At 71.4% G+C, this 19,062-nt stretch carries 16 protein-coding genes and 1 pseudogene; 14 read left to right on the top strand and 3 right to left on the bottom strand.

Annotation, left to right across the window (positions count from 1 at the left end; genetic code table 11):
* Positions 1-115 precede the first annotated feature (115 nt).
* The 3 genes and pseudogenes from ACIRJT_RS36215 to galE all read right to left on the bottom strand — a co-directional run.
* Positions 116-640, bottom strand: a pseudogene (locus ACIRJT_RS36215) (GNAT family N-acetyltransferase); the annotation flags it as partial.
* Positions 641-952: 312 nt separating this feature from the next.
* Positions 953-1,894 carry a cation diffusion facilitator family transporter gene (locus tag ACIRJT_RS36210; protein WP_032792251.1) on the bottom strand — a complete coding sequence of 314 codons (942 nt, stop codon included), beginning with the start codon at positions 1,892-1,894 and terminating at the stop codon, positions 953-955.
* A 181-nt stretch (positions 1,895-2,075) separates the two neighbouring features.
* Positions 2,076-3,053 carry a UDP-glucose 4-epimerase GalE gene (gene galE / locus ACIRJT_RS36205; protein ID WP_403918109.1) on the bottom strand — a complete coding sequence of 326 codons (978 nt, stop codon included), beginning with the start codon at positions 3,051-3,053 and terminating at the stop codon, positions 2,076-2,078.
* A 315-nt stretch (positions 3,054-3,368) separates the two neighbouring features.
* Between galE and ACIRJT_RS36200 the strand changes: the two genes are divergently transcribed.
* The 14 genes from ACIRJT_RS36200 to hpnH all read left to right on the top strand — a co-directional run bounded on the left by ACIRJT_RS36200 (position 3,369) and on the right by hpnH (position 19,012).
* Positions 3,369-5,123 carry a DUF5941 domain-containing protein gene (locus ACIRJT_RS36200; RefSeq protein ID WP_403918107.1) on the top strand — a complete coding sequence of 585 codons (1,755 nt, stop codon included), beginning with the start codon at positions 3,369-3,371 and terminating at the stop codon, positions 5,121-5,123.
* Positions 5,120-5,857 (top strand): sugar phosphate nucleotidyltransferase, encoded by a 738-nt coding sequence (locus tag ACIRJT_RS36195; protein ID WP_403918104.1) that lies wholly within the window; start codon positions 5,120-5,122, stop codon positions 5,855-5,857. The genes ACIRJT_RS36200 and ACIRJT_RS36195 overlap by 4 nt, the downstream gene beginning before the upstream one ends.
* Positions 5,845-6,906: an iron-containing alcohol dehydrogenase family protein gene (locus tag ACIRJT_RS36190; RefSeq protein WP_403918101.1), complete on the top strand. Its 1,062-nt coding sequence runs from the start codon at positions 5,845-5,847 to the stop codon at positions 6,904-6,906. The genes ACIRJT_RS36195 and ACIRJT_RS36190 overlap by 13 nt, the downstream gene beginning before the upstream one ends.
* Positions 6,884-7,663, top strand: a complete 780-nt coding sequence (locus ACIRJT_RS36185; RefSeq protein ID WP_403918098.1) for a CDP-alcohol phosphatidyltransferase family protein — start codon at positions 6,884-6,886, stop codon at positions 7,661-7,663. The genes ACIRJT_RS36190 and ACIRJT_RS36185 overlap by 23 nt, the downstream gene beginning before the upstream one ends.
* A gap of 8 nt (positions 7,664-7,671) precedes the next feature.
* The gene (locus ACIRJT_RS36180; protein ID WP_403918141.1) at positions 7,672-8,544 is read left to right on the top strand and encodes a glycosyltransferase family 2 protein; all 873 of its coding nucleotides are present in this window, start codon (positions 7,672-7,674) and stop codon (positions 8,542-8,544) included.
* A 101-nt stretch (positions 8,545-8,645) separates the two neighbouring features.
* Positions 8,646-9,575 (top strand): ABC transporter permease, encoded by a 930-nt coding sequence (locus ACIRJT_RS36175; RefSeq protein WP_073805269.1) that lies wholly within the window; start codon positions 8,646-8,648, stop codon positions 9,573-9,575.
* Positions 9,568-10,353, top strand: coding sequence for an ABC transporter ATP-binding protein (locus ACIRJT_RS36170; protein ID WP_003964853.1), 786 nt, complete (start codon positions 9,568-9,570; stop codon positions 10,351-10,353). The genes ACIRJT_RS36175 and ACIRJT_RS36170 overlap by 8 nt, the downstream gene beginning before the upstream one ends.
* A 413-nt stretch (positions 10,354-10,766) precedes the next feature.
* Positions 10,767-11,678, top strand: coding sequence for a squalene synthase HpnC (hpnC, locus tag ACIRJT_RS36165; protein WP_403918095.1), 912 nt, complete (start codon positions 10,767-10,769; stop codon positions 11,676-11,678).
* A 29-nt stretch (positions 11,679-11,707) separates the two neighbouring features.
* Entirely contained in the window at positions 11,708-12,628 is a 921-nt protein-coding gene (hpnD, locus tag ACIRJT_RS36160) for a presqualene diphosphate synthase HpnD (protein WP_403918138.1), read from the top strand.
* Between the two features lie 118 nt (positions 12,629-12,746).
* Positions 12,747-14,132, top strand: a complete 1,386-nt coding sequence (gene hpnE, locus ACIRJT_RS36155) for a hydroxysqualene dehydroxylase HpnE (RefSeq protein ID WP_403918092.1) — start codon at positions 12,747-12,749, stop codon at positions 14,130-14,132.
* Positions 14,129-15,232, top strand: coding sequence for a polyprenyl synthetase family protein (locus ACIRJT_RS36150; RefSeq protein WP_219613151.1), 1,104 nt, complete (start codon positions 14,129-14,131; stop codon positions 15,230-15,232). Before hpnE ends, ACIRJT_RS36150 begins: the two co-directional genes overlap by 4 nt.
* 107 nt (positions 15,233-15,339) lie before the next feature.
* Positions 15,340-17,340: a squalene--hopene cyclase gene (shc, locus tag ACIRJT_RS36145; RefSeq protein WP_403918090.1), complete on the top strand. Its 2,001-nt coding sequence runs from the start codon at positions 15,340-15,342 to the stop codon at positions 17,338-17,340.
* Positions 17,340-17,987, top strand: a complete 648-nt coding sequence (locus ACIRJT_RS36140) for a 1-hydroxy-2-methyl-2-butenyl 4-diphosphate reductase (protein ID WP_403918088.1) — start codon at positions 17,340-17,342, stop codon at positions 17,985-17,987. Before shc ends, ACIRJT_RS36140 begins: the two co-directional genes overlap by 1 nt.
* Before the next feature lie 5 nt (positions 17,988-17,992).
* Positions 17,993-19,012 carry an adenosyl-hopene transferase HpnH gene (gene hpnH / locus ACIRJT_RS36135; RefSeq protein WP_265598038.1) on the top strand — a complete coding sequence of 340 codons (1,020 nt, stop codon included), beginning with the start codon at positions 17,993-17,995 and terminating at the stop codon, positions 19,010-19,012.
* Positions 19,013-19,062 lie beyond the last annotated feature (50 nt).

The following is a 19,062-nucleotide window of genomic DNA, read 5'->3' as shown; positions in this document are numbered from 1 at the left end:
CGCCGGGCCCCTGGAGTCCGGTCAAGTCTGCCGTACAAAAGCCGCTTGTCCGCACTTCGGGTCCGGGCATGTCCGGCCCGCCACGCCCGGTGAGCGCGGCGGGCCGGACGGGCCGTCAGACCCCGAAGGCCGCCGGGTAACGGATCACGCCCGCCGGAACAGGGGCGGAATCATCCAGCACCAGGGCCATCATCGCCTCGTCCGGGACCTCGAAACCTGGCCGGATCCCGTACCGCGAGGCAGGCACGAAACCGAAGCGCGGGTAGTACTCGGGATGGCCGAGCACCAGCACCAGCGCCTCACCGCGCACCCGGGCGGCGTCCAGTACCGCCCGCACCACGGCCTGCCCCGCACCCTGCCGCTGGTACGCGGGAGAGGTGGCCACCGGGGCCAGGGCGAGCGCCGGGGCGTCGCCCACCCGGCAGCGGGTCAGCAGCGCGTACGCCGCCGGGGAACCGTCCGGGGCCTCGGCGATGTGGCCGAGCTCCGGCAGCCAGGCCTCGGCGTCGGCCCGCAGGGCGTCCACGAGGTCCGCCTCGTCGCGGGTCGGGAACGCGGCCGTGTTGACCGCGTGCACGGCCGCACGGTCCGCGGGTGTCTCCGGGCGGGTGGCCCACCGGAGATCGGCGGGGTGCGGCACATGGGCGCCGTGGCTGGGCTCGTCGGGCGTGAGGAAGGCCTCGGTGCGCGAGGCGTTGTCAGTGTGGTCGGTCAACGTGGGAACCCTTGCGTGTGAGGGCTCCGACCCGATCCGATAAGAAAGTGGACCTAGCCGGAAACCCGGGAGATGGGGAAGGATCGATTGCCGCGCCGGGAAGGCGTCGTCGCGACCGTCATCAACCTCAGCCCCTCTCGAAAGGTCCCGGTGCCACCGGGCTCCGCTCCACCGTGAGACTCGAACGTCTCAGCGGCATCAGCCTAGCACCGGCTCGGCCCGCACTCGGAGGGCGCCTCAATGGCAGAGCCGCGCCTCGTGCTCCGCGTGGCCGCTCGGCTCCAGCTGGAAGGTGCAGTGCTCCACGTCGAAGTGGTCCCCGAGGCAGCCCTGGAGCTCGTGCAGCACCTTCTCGTGGCCTATCGAGTCGAGCATCTCCTGGCGGACCACCACGTGGGCGGAGAGCACCGGCATGCCCGAGGTGATCGTCCAGGCGTGCAGGTCGTGGACGTCCAGGACCCCGGGCAGCTCCGTGATGTGCGCGCGTACCTCCGCCATGTCCACACCCTTGGGCGCCGCCTCCAGGAGTACGTTCAGGGTCTCCCGCAGCAGTTTCACGGTCCGCGGGACGATCATCAGGCCGATCACCAGGGAGGCGATCGGGTCGGCGGGCTGCCAGCCGGTCGCCATGATGACGCCGGCCGAGATGATCACGGCGAGCGAGCCCAGGGTGTCGGCCAGTACCTCCAGATAGGCGCCCCGCACATTCAGGCTTTCCTGCTGCCCGCGCGTCAGCAGGGAGAGGGAGACGATGTTGGCCACCAGGCCGACCGCGGCGAACGCGATGGCCAGGCCGCCCTTCGTCTCGGCCGGCGTGATGAACCGCTCGACCGCCTCGAAGACCAGATAGCCGCCGACCCCCAGCAGCAGCAGACAGTTCGCGAGCGCCGCCAGGATCTCCGCGCGGGCGAAACCGAAGGTGCGGTTCGGCCCGGCCGGACGGTTGGCGAAGTGGATGGCGAGCAGCGCCATCCCGAGCCCCAGGGCGTCGGTCGCCATGTGGGCGGCGTCCGCGATCAGGGCCAGCGAGTCGGAGAGCACCCCGCCGACGATCTCCATGACCATCACGCTCAGCGTGATCGCCAGGGCCACCCGGAGCCTGCCCCGGTACGCGGCGGCCGCCGTGCCCGTCGGTGGCGGACCGCCGTGCGTATGCCCGTGATCGTGGCCAGCCCCCATGCGAAACGCCTCCAGGTCCATGTGACGGTACCGGGGCGAAACCGCCCCGACACGGCCAGTGAACTACGGGCGGGGGGTATGGGGCAACACGGCACTGAACACCGTTGTCATCTGCTCTGACCTGCGGAAACGTTCCGCAGGTCAGAGCAGTGACGCGATCGCCGCCGCCACCCGCCGACGATCACGAACGCGCCTCGGGGTGGCGCAGGCACCAGCCCTCCCAGGCCGACTCCACCATCTCGCGCACGTCCCGTCGTGCCGTCCAGCCCAACTCCTCGGAGATCCGTGCGGCCGACGCCACGGCCGTCGGCGCGTCACCGGCCCGGCGCGGCTCGACCACCGGCTTCAGGCCGTGGCCCGTCACCTCGCCGATCACCTCGGCCAGCTCCCGGACCGAGACGCCCTCGCCCCGGCCGACGTTCAGCGTCAGGTCGCCGGCGCCCGCCCCGTCCAGCCGCCGCGCGACGGCGAGATGCGCCTCCGCCAGATCGGCGACATGGATGTAGTCGCGGACGCAGGTGCCGTCCGGCGTCGGATAGTCGTCACCGAAGATCCGCGGGGCCTCGCCGCGCGTCAGCCGCTCGAACATCATCGGCACGATGTTGTAGACGCCGGTGTCCGCGAGCTCCGGTGCGGCGGCGCCCGCCACGTTGAAGTACCGCAGACAGGCGGTCGAGAGCCCGTGGGCCTTCCCGGCGGCCCGCACCAGCCACTCGCCGGTGAGCTTGGTCTCGCCGTACGGGTTGATCGGGAGACAGGGCGTCTCCTCCGTGATGAGGTCCACGTCCGGTACGCCGTAGACGGCCGCCGAGGAGGAGAAGAGGAAGCGCGAAACCCCCGCCGCGACCACGGCCTCCAGCAGGCCGCCGAGTGCGGCCACGTTCTCCCGGTAGTACAGCAGCGGCTTCTCCACGGACTCGCCGACCTGCTTCTTCGCCGCGAGATGCACCACACCGCTCACGGCGTGGTCGGCCAGCACCCGGTCCAGCAGGGCCCGGTCGGAGGTCGAGCCCTCCACCAGCGTGACGGCGTCCGGCAGCCGGTCCGCGATGCCGCTGGAGCGGTCGTCGAGCACCACGACCCGCTCGCCCGCCGCGACCATGGCCCGCGCCACGTGTGCCCCGATGTATCCCGCCCCGCCTGTGATCAGCCATGTCATGAGCGCCAGCCTAAGCGTCCCGCTCACCTGGCCCGGGCGCGGTTTGTGGGCCGGGCCTCCGATCGATGATGATGATCGCCGACGCCGCCCGGGCTTGCAGGTCCACCCGTACAGCGCACAAACGGGCGGTGAACTCGGCCTTCCGTTCATCCGATAGCCTCAGCCGACACGCCGCCGGCCCGCCTCGTGGCGGTGCCGCAGTGTGTCGTCCACGTCAGTGCCAAGGAGTGAGTTCGTCTGTCGACCGCCATCCTCACCGGTACGCCGGCACCCGGGTCGCCGCTCGCGGACGATCTGCGGTCCCTGGGCTTCGAGGTGCAGAGCGCCACCGACGCCGCTGACGCCGCGGCCCTCCTCGCGGCCGTCCCGGCCGGCCGCCGGGTCGCCCTCGTCGACCCGCGCTTCGTGGGCCACGTCCACGCGCTGCGGCTCGGGCTGACCGACCCGCGCTTCCCCGCCGCCACCGTCCCCGGCGCGCTCACCGCCCAGCCCGAGGCGCGCGGCGCCCTGCTGCGCGCCCTGCACCGCACCGCGGCCGCGGTCGGCGCGGGCGCCCCGGTCGTCGAGCCGGAGGCCGACCCCGCGCCCGAGGACCGCACCGTCCCCGGCCGGATCGCCGTCGCGCTGGAGGCCGAGGGCACCCCCGTGCAGCGCCCCGCCCTCGGCTCGCTCGTCGCGGCCGTCCCCACGGACCCGGAGCAGCAGGCCGCCGCCGAGGCGGGCCTCGCCTCGGTCGACGACGAGGCGGTACGGCTGCGCAACGCGGTCAAGGCCCACGACGGCTTCTTCACCACGTACTGCATCAGCCCCTACTCCCGCTACATCGCCCGCTGGTGCGCCCGCCGCGACCTCACCCCGAACCAGGTCACCACCGCATCCCTGATCACCGCGCTCATCGCGGCGGGAGCGGCGGCCACCGGAACACGGGGCGGCTACGTCGCCGCGGGGATCCTGCTCCTGGTCTCCTTCGTGCTGGACTGCACCGACGGGCAGCTCGCCCGCTACTCGCTGCGGTACTCCACGATGGGCGCCTGGCTGGACGCCACCTTCGACCGGGCCAAGGAGTACGCGTACTACGCCGGGCTCGCCATCGGCGCCGTACGCGGCGGCGACGACGTGTGGGTCCTGGCACTCGGCGCGATGGTCCTCCAGGCCTGCCGCCATGTCGTGGACTTCTCGTTCAACGAGGCCAACCACGACGCGGTCGCCAACACCAGCCCCACCGCCGCTCTCTCCGACAAGCTCGACAACGTCGGCTGGACGGTCTGGGTGCGGCGGATGATCGTGCTGCCGATCGGCGAGCGCTGGGCCATGATCGCCGTGCTCACCGCGCTCACCACCCCGCGCATCGTCTTCTACGCCCTGCTCGTCGGCTGCTCCCTGGCCGCCTGCTACACCACGGCCGGCCGCCTGCTGCGTTCGCTGACCCGCAGGGCCAGCCGCACCGACCGCGCCGCGCGGGCCCTCGCGGACCTCGCCGACTCCGGCACCCTGGCGCAGGCCGTCGCGGCCGTCGCCCCCGGCCTCCGGGGCGCGTTCACGGCCCCGGCGGTGGCGCTCGTCGGCACCCTGGTCATGGTCGGCGGTGCCCTCTTCCTCCCGTACGGCAGCCCGCTCACCGTCGCCGCGGCCGTGGTGTACGTGCTCCTCTCCGGCCTCGCCGTCGCCCGCCCGCTGAAGGGTGCGCTGGACTGGCTGGTGCCGCCGTTCTTCCGGGCCGCGGAGTACGTCACGATCCTGGTGCTGGCGGCCCGCAGCGACGCCCCGCACGCCGTTCCGGCGGCCTTCGGGCTGATTTCCGCCGTCGCCTACCATCACTACGACACGGTGTACCGCATTCGCGGAGGCACCGGCGCGCCGCCCCAGTGGCTGGTGCGGACGATCGGTGGACACGAGGGCCGGACCACGCTGGTGGCCGTCCTCGCCGCCGTGCTCACCCACACCTCGGATTTCACCACGGCCCTGACCGCGCTCGCGGTCGCCGTGGCTCTGGTGGTGCTCGTGGAGTCCATCCGCTTCTGGGTGTCCTCCTCGGCCCCCGCCGTACACGACGAAGGAGAACTCGCATGATCGGCCTCGTACTGGCAGCCGGTGCAGGACGACGTCTGCGCCCCTACACGGACACGCTGCCCAAGGCGCTCGTCCCTGTCGACGGCGACAAGACGGTCCTCGACCTCACGCTCGCCAACTTCGCCGAGGTCGGCCTCACCGAGGTCGCGATCGTCGTCGGCTACCGCAAGGAGGCCGTCTACGCCCGCAAGGCCGAGCTGGAGGCGACCTACGGCGTCACCCTCACGCTCATCGACAACGACAAGGCCGAGGAGTGGAACAACGCCTACTCCCTGTGGTGCGCCCGTGACGTCATCAAGCGCGGCGTGATCCTCGCCAACGGCGACACCGTGCACCCGGTCTCCGTCGAGAAGACCCTCCTGGACGCCCGCGGCAAGGGCCAGAAGATCATCCTCGCCCTGGACACCGAGAAGGTCCTCGCCGACGAGGAGATGAAGGTCATCACGGCGGAGGGCAAGGGCGTCCAGCGCATCACGAAGCTGATGGACCCGGCCACCGCGACCGGCGAGTACATCGGCGTCACCCTCATCGAGGCCGAGGCCGCCGAGGAGCTGGCGGACGCGCTGAAGACCACCTTCGAGCGCGACCCCGACCTCTACTACGAGGACGGCTACCAGGAGCTCGTCAACCGCGGCTTCGCCGTCGACGTCGCCCCCATCGGCACCGTGACCTGGGTCGAGATCGACAACCACGACGACCTCGAGAAGGGCCGTGAGATCGCGTGCCAGTACTGACCCGGCTCATTCCGTCCCCGGTCGTCGTCGACATCCGGCGCGGCGCCATGGACGATCTGGCGGGTCTCCTGGCCGATCAGCGGATCTCCTCCTCGGGCAAGCTCGCCATCGCGATCAGCGACGGCTCCGGGCGCGCCCTGCGGGAGAGGCTCGCCCCGGTCCTGCCGGGTGCCGACTGGTATCCGGTGTCCGACGGCACGATCGACTCGGCGGTGAAGCTCGCCGACGGCATCAAGGGCAACCGGTACGACGCCGTCGTCGGCCTTGGCGGCGGCAAGATCATCGACGTGGCGAAGTACGCCGCGGCGCGGGTCGGGCTGCCCATGGTCGCCGTCGCGACGAACCTCTCGCACGACGGCCTGTGCTCGCCGGTCGCCACGCTGGACAACGACAACGGGCGCGGCTCCTACGGGGTCCCCACCCCGATCGCCGTCGTCATCGACCTCGACGTGATCCGTGAGGCGCCCGCCCGTTACGTCCGTTCCGGTATCGGCGACGCGATCTCGAACATCTCCTGCGTCGCCGACTGGGAGCTGGCCCACGAGGTCAACGGCGAGGAGATCGACGGTCTGGCGGCCGCGATGGCCCGCCAGGCGGGCGAGGCCGTGCTGCGCCACCCCGGCGGGGTCGGCGACGACGCCTTCCTGAAGGTGCTGGCCGAGGGGCTCGTGCTGACCGGCATCTCGATGTCGGTCGCGGGCGACTCCCGCCCGGCCTCCGGCGCCTGCCACGAGATCAACCACGCCTTCGACCTGCTCTACCCCCAGCGCGCGGCCAGCCACGGCGAGCAGGTCGGCCTCGGCGCCTGCTTCGCCATGCATCTGCGCGGCGCCCGTCAGGAGTCCCTCCTGATGGCATCGATACTGCGCCGCCATGGTCTGCCGGTCCTGCCCGAGGAGATCGGGTTCAGCGTCGACGAGTTCGTACACGCCGTCGACTACGCGCCGCAGACGCGTCCGGGACGCTTCACGATCCTGGAGCACCTCAACCTGTCCACCGACCAGATCAGGGACGCGTACGCCGACTATGCGACGACCATCAGTAGCTGAACTCCGTCCGGTCGTCCACCCCCCGGGGGTGAAGGACCGGCGCAGCGGCGAGCACTGGGCCGGGCGCATGTACATGCGTGAGGTCTCGCTGCGCGTGGACCGCTACCTGGTCAACACCCGCGTCACGCCGAACCAGGTCACGTACGTGATGACGCTGGCGGGGGCACTGGCCGCCCCGGCGCTGCTGGTGCCGGGCATCTGGGGCGCCGTGCTCGGCGTGGTGATGGTCCAGCTCTACCTGCTGTTCGACTGCGTGGACGGCGAGCTGGCCCGCTGGAAGAAGCAGTACTCGCTCAGCGGGGTCTACCTGGACCGGGTCGCCGCCTATCTGTGCGACGCGGCGGTGCTCGTCGGCCTCGGCCTGCGCGCCGCCGACATCTGGGGCGAGGGCCGGATCGACTGGCTCTGGGCGTTCCTCGGAACCCTCGCCGCGCTCGGCGCGATCCTCATCAAGGCCGAGACGGACCTGGTCGGCGTGGCCCGCCACCAGGGCGGGATGCCCCCGGTGAAGGAGGCGGCCTCCGAGCCGCGCTCCTCCGGTATGGCCCTGGCCCGCAGGGCGGCCGGGGCGCTCAAGTTCCACCGGCTGATCCTCGGCATCGAGGCCTCGCTGGTGATCCTCGTGGTGGCCGTGGTCGACGCGATCGATGGCGACCTCTTCTACACCCGCCTGACCGTCGCGGTGATGGCCGGCATCGCCCTGTTGCAGACTCTGCTGCACCTGGTGTCCGTCCTGGCGTCCAGCAGGCTGAAGTGACCTTTCCCATGAAACTGGGCGCGGTGATCATCACCATGGGCAACCGCCCGGAGGAGCTCCGCGCCCTCCTCGATTCGGTCACCGCCCAGCACGGTGACCGGATCGAGGTCGTGGTGGTCGGCAACGGAGCCCCGGTCCCCGACGTGCCCGCCGGGGTGCGCACGGTGGAACTGCCCGAGAACCTGGGCATCCCCGGCGGCCGCAATGTCGGCATCGAGGCGTTCGGCCCCTGCGGGGCGGACGTGGACGCGCTGCTCTTCCTGGACGACGACGGGCTGCTCCCCAACCGGGACACCGCCGAGCTGTGCCGGCAGGCGTTCGCGGCGGACCCGAAGCTCGGGATCGTCACCTTCCGGATCGCCGACCCGGACACCGGCGCCACGCAGCGGCGGCACGTGCCCCGGCTGCGGGCCGCCGACCCGATGCGCTCCTCGCGCGTGACGACGTTCCTGGGCGGCGCCAACGCCGTGCGCACCCGGGTCATCGCCGAGGTCGGTCCACTGCCGGAGGACTTCTTCTACGCCCACGAGGAGACGGACCTGGCCTGGCGGGCGCTGGACGCGGGGTGGATGATCGACTACCGCGCGGACATGGTGCTGAACCACCCCACCACCGCCCCGTCCCGGCACGCGGTCTACCACCGCATGGTCGCCCGTAACCGGGTCTGGCTGGCCCGCCGCAACCTGCCCGCCCCGCTGGTCCCCCTCTACCTGGGGGTCTGGGTGCTGCTGACCCTGGTCAGACGTCCTTCGGCGCCCGCGCTGAAGGCATGGTTCGGCGGATTCGGGGAAGGCTGGTCCACCCCCTGCGGGCCTCGTCGCCCGATGAAGTGGCGTACGGTGTGGCGGCTGACGAGGCTGGGCCGACCTCCGGTCATCTGAGAGGCTTTCCTCTGAGAGCATGAGGCGTATTTTCTTTCCGGAACCTGTCCGCCTGAGCCGCGCCCGCGACTGGCTGCGCGTGAAGACGAGAGTTTCAACTTGTGAGTGACACGACCCACGACGGTGGGGTAGCCCTCGGGACCCCGCCGTCCGCCGACGAGGGCCTCGACGCGGCCCAGCTGGCCGCCAAGTACGGCCTGACCGTGAGCGGCGCCAGGCCGGGGCTGATCGCATACATGCGACAGCTCTGGGGACGACGCCACTTCATCCTGGCCTTCTCCCGGGCGAAGCTGACCGCGCAGTACAGCCAGGCCAAGCTGGGCCAGCTGTGGCAAGTGGTCACACCTTTGCTGAACGCCTGTGTCTATTACCTGATCTTCGGGCTGATCCTGGGGACCAGGGAGGGGATTCCCCACGACGTCTTCGTGCCGTTCCTGGTCACCGGCGTCTTCGTCTTCACCTTCACCCAGAGCTCGGTGATGGCGGGCGTCCGCGCGATCTCCGGCAACCTCGGACTGGTGCGGGCCCTCCACTTCCCGCGGGCCTCACTGCCCATCTCCTTCTCGCTCCAGCAGCTCCAGCAGCTGCTGTTCTCGATGATCGTGCTGGTCGCGGTCGCCATCATCTTCGGCAGCTATCCCTCGCTGTCGTGGCTGCTGGTGATCCCCGCCCTGATTCTCCAGTTCTTCTTCAACACGGGCCTGGCCCTCGTCATGGCACGGCTCGGCTCCAAGACCCCCGACCTCGCGCAGCTGATGCCGTTCGTCATGCGGACCTGGATGTACGCGTCGGGCGTCATGTTCTCCATCCCGGTGATGCTCAAGGACAAGCCGGCCTGGATCGCGGACGTGCTGCAGTACAACCCGGCGGCGATCTACATGGACCTGGTCCGCTTCGCCCTGATCGACGGATACGGCTCCGAGAACCTGCCGGACCACGTCTGGGCCGTCGGCCTGGGCTGGGCCGTGCTGCTGGGGGTCGTGGGATTCGTGTACTTCTGGAAGGCAGAGGAACGGTACGGCCGTGGCTGAGGACAACGCACAGGGGCGCATCCCCACGGTGATCGCGGACGACGTGCACATCGTGTACCGGGTCAACGGCACGGGCGGCGGCCGGGGCAGCGCCACCGCCGCGCTGAGCCGCATGATGCGGCGGGGCAAGGGCGAGCCGCGCGGTGTCCGCAAGGTGCACGCCGTGCGCGGTGTCTCCTTCACCGCCTACCGCGGCGAGGCCATCGGCCTCATCGGCACCAACGGCTCCGGCAAGTCGACGCTGCTGCGTGCCATCGCCGGCTTGCTGCCGACCGAATCCGGTCAGGTGTACACGGACGGTCAGCCCTCGCTGCTCGGCGTGAACGCCGCGCTGATGAGCGATCTGACCGGTGAGCGCAACGTCGTGCTCGGCGGACTGGCGATGGGCATGAGCCAGGACGAGATCCGACAGCGCTATCAGGACATCGTGGAGTTCTCCGGCATCAACGAGAAGGGCGACTTCATCACCCTGCCGATGCGGACGTACTCCTCCGGCATGGCTGCCCGGCTGCGCTTCTCCATCGCCGCCGCGAAGAACCACGACGTCCTCATGATCGACGAGGCGCTGGCCACCGGTGACCGCAAGTTCCGCGTCCGCTCCGAGGAGCGGATCCGCGAGCTGCGCAAGGAGGCGGGCACCGTCTTCCTGGTCAGCCACAACAACAAGTCGATCAGGGACACCTGCGACCGCGCGCTGTGGCTGGAGAAGGGCGAACTCCTGATGGACGGCCCCACCGAGGAAGTCCTCAAGGCGTACGAGCGCGAAACGGGCAAGTAGCCCGGGTGTTCTCCGCGGCCCCCGCCGGACCGGTCCGGCGGGGGCCGCGCGGTGCCCGGCACCGTGCGGACGGTCCGCAGGAGGGCCCAGGGGCGATCTCCTCCCGGCGGATGACGTCAATTCCGCCACACGCGGGGAAGGTTGACGGGAACGGCCGGGAAGCGGTGGCGGGCGCTCCACCCCGCCGATCCCCTGTGAGCTGTACAACGTAAGCTGTAGCGGTGCTGATTCATGGCAAGTAGGGCGATACGCCCCGGCACCGGCCGCTCTGCCGCAGTGCACTCGGAAGGCTGAGCGGCGTGTCCGAAAAGGGTTGTTTTGGATCAGCAGTGTAGAACGGGAGATGTGACGGCAATGACGGAAGATCTCCAGCTCCGGCGTGGTTTCGCCGTCCCCGCGCCGGGCGGTCCGCAGTGACCTCGACCCCCGACACGCGCATCGGTGACGCCACCCTCGGCAAGGCCGCGGACGAGAACTTCCCCGTGGCGCCCTTCTTCCTGCCCCGCGCCTGGCGCGACGACCTGATGGCGGTCTACGGCTTCGCCCGGCTCGTCGACGACATCGGCGACGGCGACCTCGCCCCCGGTGGTGCCGACGCCCGGCACCTCGGGCTGGAGCCGGAGCAGAGCGACGACCGCCTCGCCATGCTCGACGCCTTCGAGACCGACCTCCACCGGGTCTTCGCCGTCACCGGTGAGGAGCCGTACCACCCGCTGCTGCGCGGTCTGCGCCCCACCGTGCGGCGCCGGGCACTCACCCCCGAGCCCTTCCTCGGCCTGATCGAGGCCAACCGCCAGGACCAGAAGATCCGCCGCTACGGCACCTACGCCGACCTCGCCGCCTACTGCGAGCTCTCGGCGAACCCGGTCGGCCGCCTGGTCCTCGCCCTCACCGGCACCGCGAGTCCGGAACGCGTCCGCCGCTCCGACGCGGTCTGCACCGCGCTCCAGGTCGTCGAGCACCTTCAGGACGTGGCCGAGGATCTGGAACGCGACCGGATCTATCTGCCCGCCGAGGACATGGAACGCTTCCGGGTCACCGAATCCGACCTGGCCGCGCCCTCCGCCGGAGCCTCGGTACGCGCCCTGATCGCGTACGAGGCGCAGCGTGCGAGCGAACTGCTGGACGAGGGCCCCCCGCTGGTGGGCAGCGTTAACGGCAGGCTCAAGCTGCTCCTCGCCGGATTCGTCGGGGGCGGGCGCAGCGCGCTCACGGCGATCTCGGCCGCCGGGTTCGACGTACTGCCCGGACCGCCCAAGCCCACCAAGCCCAGCCTGCTGCGCGAAGTGGGAATCGTCTTGCGAAGAGCGCGTGGAGAGAGGTGAGCCGGACCGTGGAGGGACAGACGACGTACATGTCGCCGCCGGTGCAGGCCGCATACAGTTACTGCGAGGCCGTCACCGGACAGCAGGCCCGTAACTTCGCCTACGGCATCAGACTGCTGCCGTACGAGAAGCGGCAGGCCATGTCGGCGCTGTACGCCTTCTCCCGTCGTGTCGACGACATCGGCGACGGGGAGCTGGACCCGGAGACCAAGCGGACCCGGCTGGAGGGCACCCGCGAACTGCTGGAGCGGATCCGCAAGGACGCGGTCGACGAGGACGACACCGACCCGGTGGCCGTCGCGCTCGCCGACGCCGCCCAGCGGTTCCCGCTCCCGCTCGGCGGGCTCGACGAGCTGATCGACGGCGTCCTGATGGACGTCCGGGGCGCCACCTACGAGACCTGGGACGACCTGAAGTCCTACTGCCGGTGCGTCGCCGGAGCCATCGGACGTCTCAGCCTCGGCGTCTTCGGCACCGCGCCGGGCGCCCGCGGGGCCGAGCGCGCCGCGGAGTACGCCGACACCCTCGGCCTCGCCCTCCAGCTCACCAACATCCTGCGCGACGTCCGCGAGGACGCCGGCAACGGGCGCACCTACCTGCCCGCCGACGACCTGGCCAAATTCGGCTGCTCGGCCGGCTTCCACCGGACCACCCCGCCGCCCGGCTCCGACTTCGCGGGCCTCATCCACTTCGAGGTCCGCCGGGCCCGCGCCCTGTTCGCCGAGGGCTACCGGCTGCTGCCGATGCTCGACCGCCGCAGCGGCGCCTGCGTCGCGGCGATGGCCGGGATCTACCGACGCCTGCTCGACCGGATCGAGCGCGATCCCGAGGCCGTGCTGCGCGGACGGGTCTCGCTGCCCGGTCACGAGAAGGCCTACGTCGCGGTGCGCGGCCTGTCCGGACTGGACGCCCGCCACATCTCGAAGCTCACCGCCAGGGGGCGTGCCTGATGCGCCCTCGCCGCTCCGACTCCCGGGCAACCCTCCAGTGGCCCGACGCGTCACCGACTGCGACGATCTCCAGGGTGAGGACCCGACGATGCGCACCGACCCGGCGAGAGGGGCACGCATGAACGACGAGAGTCCGCGTCCCGTCGCCGTCGTCGTCGGCGGTGGCCTCGCCGGCGTCACGGCGGCGCTCCGCCTCGCCGACGCCGGACTCGACGTGACCCTCCTGGAAGGGCGGCCACGCCTCGGCGGACTCGCCTTCTCCTTCCAGCGCGGCGACCTCACCGTCGACAACGGCCAGCACGTCTACCTGCGCTGCTGCACCGGCTACCGCTGGTTCCTCGACCGGATCGGCGCCGCCCACCTGGCCCCGGTCCAGGACCGCCTGGACGTGCCCGTGCTGGACGTCGGCCGGGCCGCGGGGCCGCGCCTGGGACGGCTGAGGCGCACCGGCCTGCCCGTACCGCTGCACCTCGCCGGCGGACTGGCCGCCTATCCCCACCTCTCGCTCGCCGAGAAGGCGAGCGTGGGCCGCGCCGCCCTCGCGCTCGGCCGCCTGGACCCCGCCGACCCCGAGCTCGACCGCGTCGACTTCGCGACCTGGCTGCGGCGGCACGGGCAGTCGGAGCGCGCCATCGAGGCCCTCTGGGACCTCGTCGGCGTCGCCACGCTCAACGCCACCGCCCCGAACGCCTCCATGGCGCTCGCGGCGAAGGTCTTCAAGACCGGCCTGCTCTCCGAGCCCGGCGCCGCCGACATCGGCTGGGCCACCGTGCCGCTCGGCGAGCTGCACGACACCCTCGCCCGCAAGGCCCTGGACACCGCGGGCGTCCGCACCGAACTGCGCGCCAGGGCCGGCTCCCTCACCCGCACCGAGGACGGCCGCTGGAACGTCGAGACGGCGGGGGAGCGGATCACCGCCGACACCGTCGTGCTGGCCGTGCCGCAGACCGAGACCCACGACCTGCTGCCCGAGGGCGCACTGGACGAACCGGACCTGCTGCTCGACATCGCCTGCGCGCCCATCCTCAACGTGCACGTCGTCTACGACCGCAAGGTCCTGCGCAGGCCGTTCTTCGCCGCCATCGGCTCCCCGGTCCAGTGGGTCTTCGACCGCACCCACTCCTCGGGGCTCAAGGGCCCCGGCCAGTATCTGGCCGTCTCGCAGTCGGCCGTCCAGGACGAGATCGACCTCCCCGTCGCCGAACTGCGCGCCCGCTACCTGCCCGAGCTGGAACGCCTGCTCCCCGCCGCCCGCGGCGCGGGCATCCGCGACTTCTTCGTCACCCGGGAGCGCACCGCCACCTTCGCGCCCGCCCCGGGCGTCGGGCGGCTGCGCCCCGGCCCCCGCACCAGGCTGCCCGGTCTCCAGCTGGCGGGGGCCTGGACCGACACCGGCTGGCCCGCGACGATGGAGGGCGCCGTGCGCAGCGGCGCCGACGCCGCCGACGCGGCGCTCCACGATCTCGGCCGCACCCCAGGACATCCGCTGCAGGAGGCGGCATGAGCAGTACCACCGGAACAAGAGGAGAGTCTGTGACCCCGGCGAATCCGGCTTTCGACACCGTGGCGGACACCGCGGACGTCACCGCGCTTCTGGAGCGCGGACGAGCCCTGTCAGCGCCGGTCCTGCGGGCTGCCGTGGGCCGGCTCGCGCCGCCCATGGACACCGTCGCCGCCTATCACTTCGGCTGGATCGACGCCGAGGGGCGGCCCTCGGACGGCGACGGCGGCAAGGCCGTGCGCCCCGCGCTCGCCCTGCTGTCCGCCGAGGCGGCGGGCGCCCCCGCCGAGGCCGGCATCCCCGGCGCGGTGGCCGTCGAACTCGTGCACAACTTCTCGCTGCTGCACGACGACCTGATGGACGGCGACGAGCAGCGCCGCCACCGCGACACCGTCTGGAAGGTGCACGGCCCGGCCCAGGCGATCCTGGTCGGCGACGCGCTCTTCGCGCTCGCCTACGACCTGCTGCTGGAGCTCGGCACGGTCGAGGCAGGCCGAGCGGCCCGCAGGCTGACCACCGCCACCCGCAAGCTCATCGACGGGCAGGCCCAGGACATCTCCTACGAGCACCGCGAGCGGGTCACGGTCGAGGAGTGCCTGGAGATGGAGGGCAACAAGACCGGCGCGCTGCTGGCCTGCGCCGTCTCCATCGGCGCGGTGCTCGGCGGCGCGGACGACCGCACCGCCGACACCCTGGAGGCGTACGGCTACCACCTCGGCCTCGCCTTCCAGGCCGTCGACGACCTCCTCGGCATCTGGGGCGACCCGGAGGCCACCGGCAAGCAGACCTGGAGCGACCTGCGCCAGCGCAAGAAGTCCCTGCCCGTCGTCGCGGCGCTCGCCGCGGGCGGCGAGGCCTCCGAGCGGCTGGGCGAACTGCTCGCCGCCGACGCGAAGAGCAACGACTTCGACAGCTTCTCCGAAGAGGAGTTCGCCGCCCGCGCGGCACTCATCGAGGAGGCGGGCGGCCGTGAATGGACCGCCCAGGAAGCCCGTCGCCAGCACGCGGTCGCCATCGAGGCGCTGCACGCCGTCGACATGCCCCACCGGGTGAGGGAGCAGCTCACCGAGCTCGCCGACTTCGTGGTGGTACGAAAGAGATGACCACTCTTCGCATATGACTCGCAGTCGCCGGCCGGCGCCCCTTGACCGGGCGCCGGCCGACGGAGACCCCAGCACAGCAGAGAAACCACTGCACGAAGGGGAAGCTCATGACAGCGACGACCGACGGATCGACCGGGGCCGCGAACCTCTGCGGTGCCCCGGCATACGATCCGACCGACACGACCACCGCCACGGACGACGTGACGGTCGCCGCGCGGCGGGCCGCGGAACGCTCGGTGGAGCACCTCCTCGGCAGACAGGACGAGCAGGGCTGGTGGAAGGGCGACCTCGCCACCAACGTCACGATGGACGCCGAGGACCTGCTCCTGCGTCAGTTCCTCGGCATCCAGGACTCCGCGACCACCAGGGCGGCCGCCCTCTTCATCCGCGGCGAACAGCTCGGCGACGGCACCTGGAACACCTTCTACGGCGGACCGGGCGACCTCTCCGCCACGATCGAGGCGTACGTCGCCCTGCGGCTGGCCGGGGACCGCCCCGACGAACCGCACATGGCACGCGCCTCCGGCTGGATCAGGGAGCGGGGCGGCATTGCGGCCGCCCGCGTCTTCACCCGCATCTGGCTGGCCCTGTTCGGCTGGTGGAAGTGGGACGACCTCCCCGAACTGCCGCCCGAGCTGATGTTCTTCCCCAAGTGGGTCCCGCTCAACATCTACGACTTCGGCTGCTGGGCCCGGCAGACCATCGTGCCGCTCACCGTCGTCTCCGCCAAGCGCCCGGTGCGCCCCGCGCCCTTCGCCCTGGACGAGCTGCACACCGACCCCGTCCACCCCAACCCGGCCAGGAAGCTCGCCCCGCCCGCCAGTTGGGACGGACTCTTCCAGCGCCTCGACAAAGGACTGCACCTCTACCACAAGGTCGCCCCGCGCCCACTGCGCCGCATCGCGATGAACCTGGCCGCCCGCTGGATCATCGAGCGCCAGGAGAACGACGGCTGCTGGGGCGGCATCCAGCCGCCCGCCGTCTACTCCGTCATCGCCCTGCACCTGCTCGGCTACGACCTCGATCACCCGGTGATGAAGGCGGGCCTGGCCTCGCTCGACCGGTTCGCCGTCCGGCGCGAGGACGGCGCCCGCATGGTCGAGGCCTGCCAGTCGCCCGTCTGGGACACCTGCCTCGCCACCATCGCGCTGGCCGACGCCGGACTCGGACCCGACCACCCCGCTCTGGTGAAGGCCGCCGACTGGATGCTGGCCGAGGAGATCACCAGACCTGGTGACTGGTCGGTGCGCAAACCCGAACTCGCCCCAGGTGGCTGGGCTTTCGAGTTCCACAACGACAACTACCCGGACATCGACGACACCGCGGAAGTCGTCCTGGCGCTGCGCCGGGTACGGCACCCCGACCCCGCCCGCATGCAGGCGGCCATCGACCGCGGGGTCCGCTGGAGCCTCGGGATGCAGTCCCGCAACGGAGCCTGGGGCGCGTTCGACGCCGACAACACCAGCCCCTTCCCCAACCGCCTGCCCTTCTGCGACTTCGGCGAGGTCATCGACCCGCCGTCGGCGGACGTCACCGGCCATGTCGTGGAGATGCTCGCCGTCGAGGGCCTCGCCCACCACCCCCGTACCCGCGAGGGCATCGCGTGGCTGCTCGCCGAACAGGAGGCGTGCGGGGCGTGGTTCGGCCGCTGGGGCGTCAACTACGTCTACGGCACCGGGTCCGTGGTGCCCGCCCTGATCGCCGCCGGACTGCCCGCCGGGCATCCCGCGATCCGCCGGGCCGTCGCCTGGCTGGAGTCCGTCCAGAACGACGACGGCGGCTGGGGCGAGGACCTGCGCTCCTATCAGGAGGAGAAGTGGATCGGGCACGGTGAGTCCACCGCCTCCCAGACCGCCTGGGCGCTGCTCGCCCTCCTCGCCGCCGGCCGCCGGGACACCCTCCCGGTCGTCCGCGGTGTCACCTGGCTGACCGAGGCGCAGCAGGCCGACGGCTCCTGGGACGAGCCGTATTTCACCGGCACCGGCTTCCCCTGGGACTTCTCCATCAACTACCACCTCTACCGCCAGGTCTTCCCTCTCACCGCACTCGGGCGTTTTGTGTACGGCGACCCGTTCGCCGACCGTGCGGGCGCCGCCGAGGGGGCCTGATGGGCGATCCCAGAGGGCCCGGGAGCCCCGTGACTCCCCTGTTGGTCGCCTGCGCCCTCGGCATCGAGCAGGTGGCCCTGCGCAGCGGCAGGGGCGCCCCGGGCCCGGTCCGGGTCCTGCGCACCGGAATGGGCCCCCGGGCGGCCGAGGCGGCGGTGGCGCGCCTTTTGGGCTCCGGAGGGATCCCCGACGCCGCCGTGATCGCCTCCGGCTTCTGCGCCGGCCTCGCCCCGGGGATGCACCCGGGGGACCTGGTCGTCGCCGAGGAGACCCGGGACGCGGACGGCACCACGCCCTGCGCGGGCACCGGCGTCCTGGTCGCCGCGCTCGCCAGGGCCGTTCCGGGCCGCAGGGTCCACACCGGCCCGCTGACCGGCTCCGACCACGTCGTACGGGGCTCCGAGCGGGCCGCGCTGCGGGCCGGCGGGGCCATCGCGGTGGACATGGAGTCCGCCGCGACGCTGCGTACCGCCCTGTGCCACGGGCCGCGCCCGGTTGCGGCCGTCCGGGTGGTCGTGGACGCTCCAGAGCATGAGCTCGTCCGTATCGGCACCGTACGCGGTGGAATATCGGCGTTCCGCGTTCTTCGTTCCGTCCTTCCGGCTTTCTACGAATGGCACCGATCTTTACTGCTCCCCAGGAGGTGAGCCAGATGGCCATGCCGCTCCGTCAGTCCATCAAGGTTGCGACGTATCTCTTCGAACAGAAGCTCCGCAAGCGTGAGAAGTTCCCGCTGATCGTCGAGCTGGAGCCGTTGTTCGCCTGCAACCTCGCCTGTGAGGGCTGCGGGAAGATCCAGCACCCGGCCGGTGTCCTGAAGCAGCGCATGCCGGTCGCCCAGGCGGTGGGCGCGGTGCTCGAATCCGGCGCCCCCATGGTGTCCATCGCCGGTGGCGAACCGTTGATGCACCCCCAGATCGACGAGATCGTGCGTCAGCTCGTCGCGAGGAAGAAGTACGTCTTCCTCTGCACCAACGCGATGCTGATGCGGAAGAAGCTCGACAAGTTCACCCCGTCCCCGTACTTCGCCTTCGCCGTGCACATCGACGGACTGCGCGAGCGGCACGACGAGTCGGTCGCCAAGGAAGGCGTCTTCGACGAGGCCGTCGCCGCGATGAAGGAGGCCAAGCGGCGCGGCTTCCGCGTCACCACCAACTCCACCTTCTTCAACACCGACACCCCGCAGACCATCATCGAGGTCCTCAACTACCTCAACGACGACCTGCACGTCGACGAGATGATGATCTCTCCCGCCTACGCCTACGAGAAGGCCCCCGACCAGGAGCACTTCCTCGGCGTCGAGCAGACCCGGGAGCTGTTCAAGAAGGCCTTCGCGGGCGGCAACCGGGCTCGCTGGCGGCTCAACCACTCGCCGCTCTTCCTGGACTTCCTGGAGGGCAAGGCGGACTTCCCGTGCACCGCGTGGGCGATCCCCAACTACTCGCTCTTCGGCTGGCAGCGCCCCTGCTACCTGATGAACGACGGCTACGTACCGACGTACCGTCAGCTCATCGAGGAGACCGACTGGGAGAAGTACGGGCGCGGCAAGGACCCGCGCTGCGCCAACTGCATGGCACATTGCGGCTACGAGCCCACGGCGGTGCTCGCCACCATGGGGTCCCTGAAGGAATCCCTGCGCGCGGCGCGGGAGACCATCAGCAGCAACCGCTGAGGCGGTGTCCGACGAGGCACGGCCGGCCGCCGCGGGTCTCCCGGGGCGGC

Origin of the sequence: Streptomyces sp. NPDC102283, from assembly GCF_044766265.1 — a bacterium.
Taxonomy (GTDB): Bacteria; Actinomycetota; Actinomycetes; order Streptomycetales; family Streptomycetaceae; genus Streptomyces.
The sequence above is the reverse complement of the archived record's forward strand: the minus strand, read 5'-3'. Positions and strand labels throughout refer to the sequence as shown.

What these genes read in the sequence shown, in the direction of transcription:
- ACIRJT_RS36210 (WP_032792251.1), bottom strand. Translation starts at nt 1,894, where the DNA reads ATGGGGGCTGGCCACGATCACGGGCATACGCACGGCGGTCCGCCACCG.
- galE (WP_403918109.1), bottom strand. Translation starts at nt 3,053, where the DNA reads ATGACATGGCTGATCACAGGCGGGGCGGGATACATCGGGGCACACGTG.
- ACIRJT_RS36195 (WP_403918104.1), top strand. Translation starts at nt 5,120, where the DNA reads ATGATCGGCCTCGTACTGGCAGCCGGTGCAGGACGACGTCTGCGCCCC.
- ACIRJT_RS36185 (WP_403918098.1), top strand. Translation starts at nt 6,884, where the DNA reads ATGCGACGACCATCAGTAGCTGAACTCCGTCCGGTCGTCCACCCCCCG.
- ACIRJT_RS36180 (WP_403918141.1), top strand. Translation starts at nt 7,672, where the DNA reads ATGAAACTGGGCGCGGTGATCATCACCATGGGCAACCGCCCGGAGGAG.
- hpnD (WP_403918138.1), top strand. Translation starts at nt 11,708, where the DNA reads ATGTCGCCGCCGGTGCAGGCCGCATACAGTTACTGCGAGGCCGTCACC.
- hpnE (WP_403918092.1), top strand. Translation starts at nt 12,747, where the DNA reads ATGAACGACGAGAGTCCGCGTCCCGTCGCCGTCGTCGTCGGCGGTGGC.
- ACIRJT_RS36150 (WP_219613151.1), top strand. Translation starts at nt 14,129, where the DNA reads ATGAGCAGTACCACCGGAACAAGAGGAGAGTCTGTGACCCCGGCGAAT.
- shc (WP_403918090.1), top strand. Translation starts at nt 15,340, where the DNA reads ATGACAGCGACGACCGACGGATCGACCGGGGCCGCGAACCTCTGCGGT.
- ACIRJT_RS36140 (WP_403918088.1), top strand. Translation starts at nt 17,340, where the DNA reads ATGGGCGATCCCAGAGGGCCCGGGAGCCCCGTGACTCCCCTGTTGGTC.
- hpnH (WP_265598038.1), top strand. Translation starts at nt 17,993, where the DNA reads ATGGCCATGCCGCTCCGTCAGTCCATCAAGGTTGCGACGTATCTCTTC.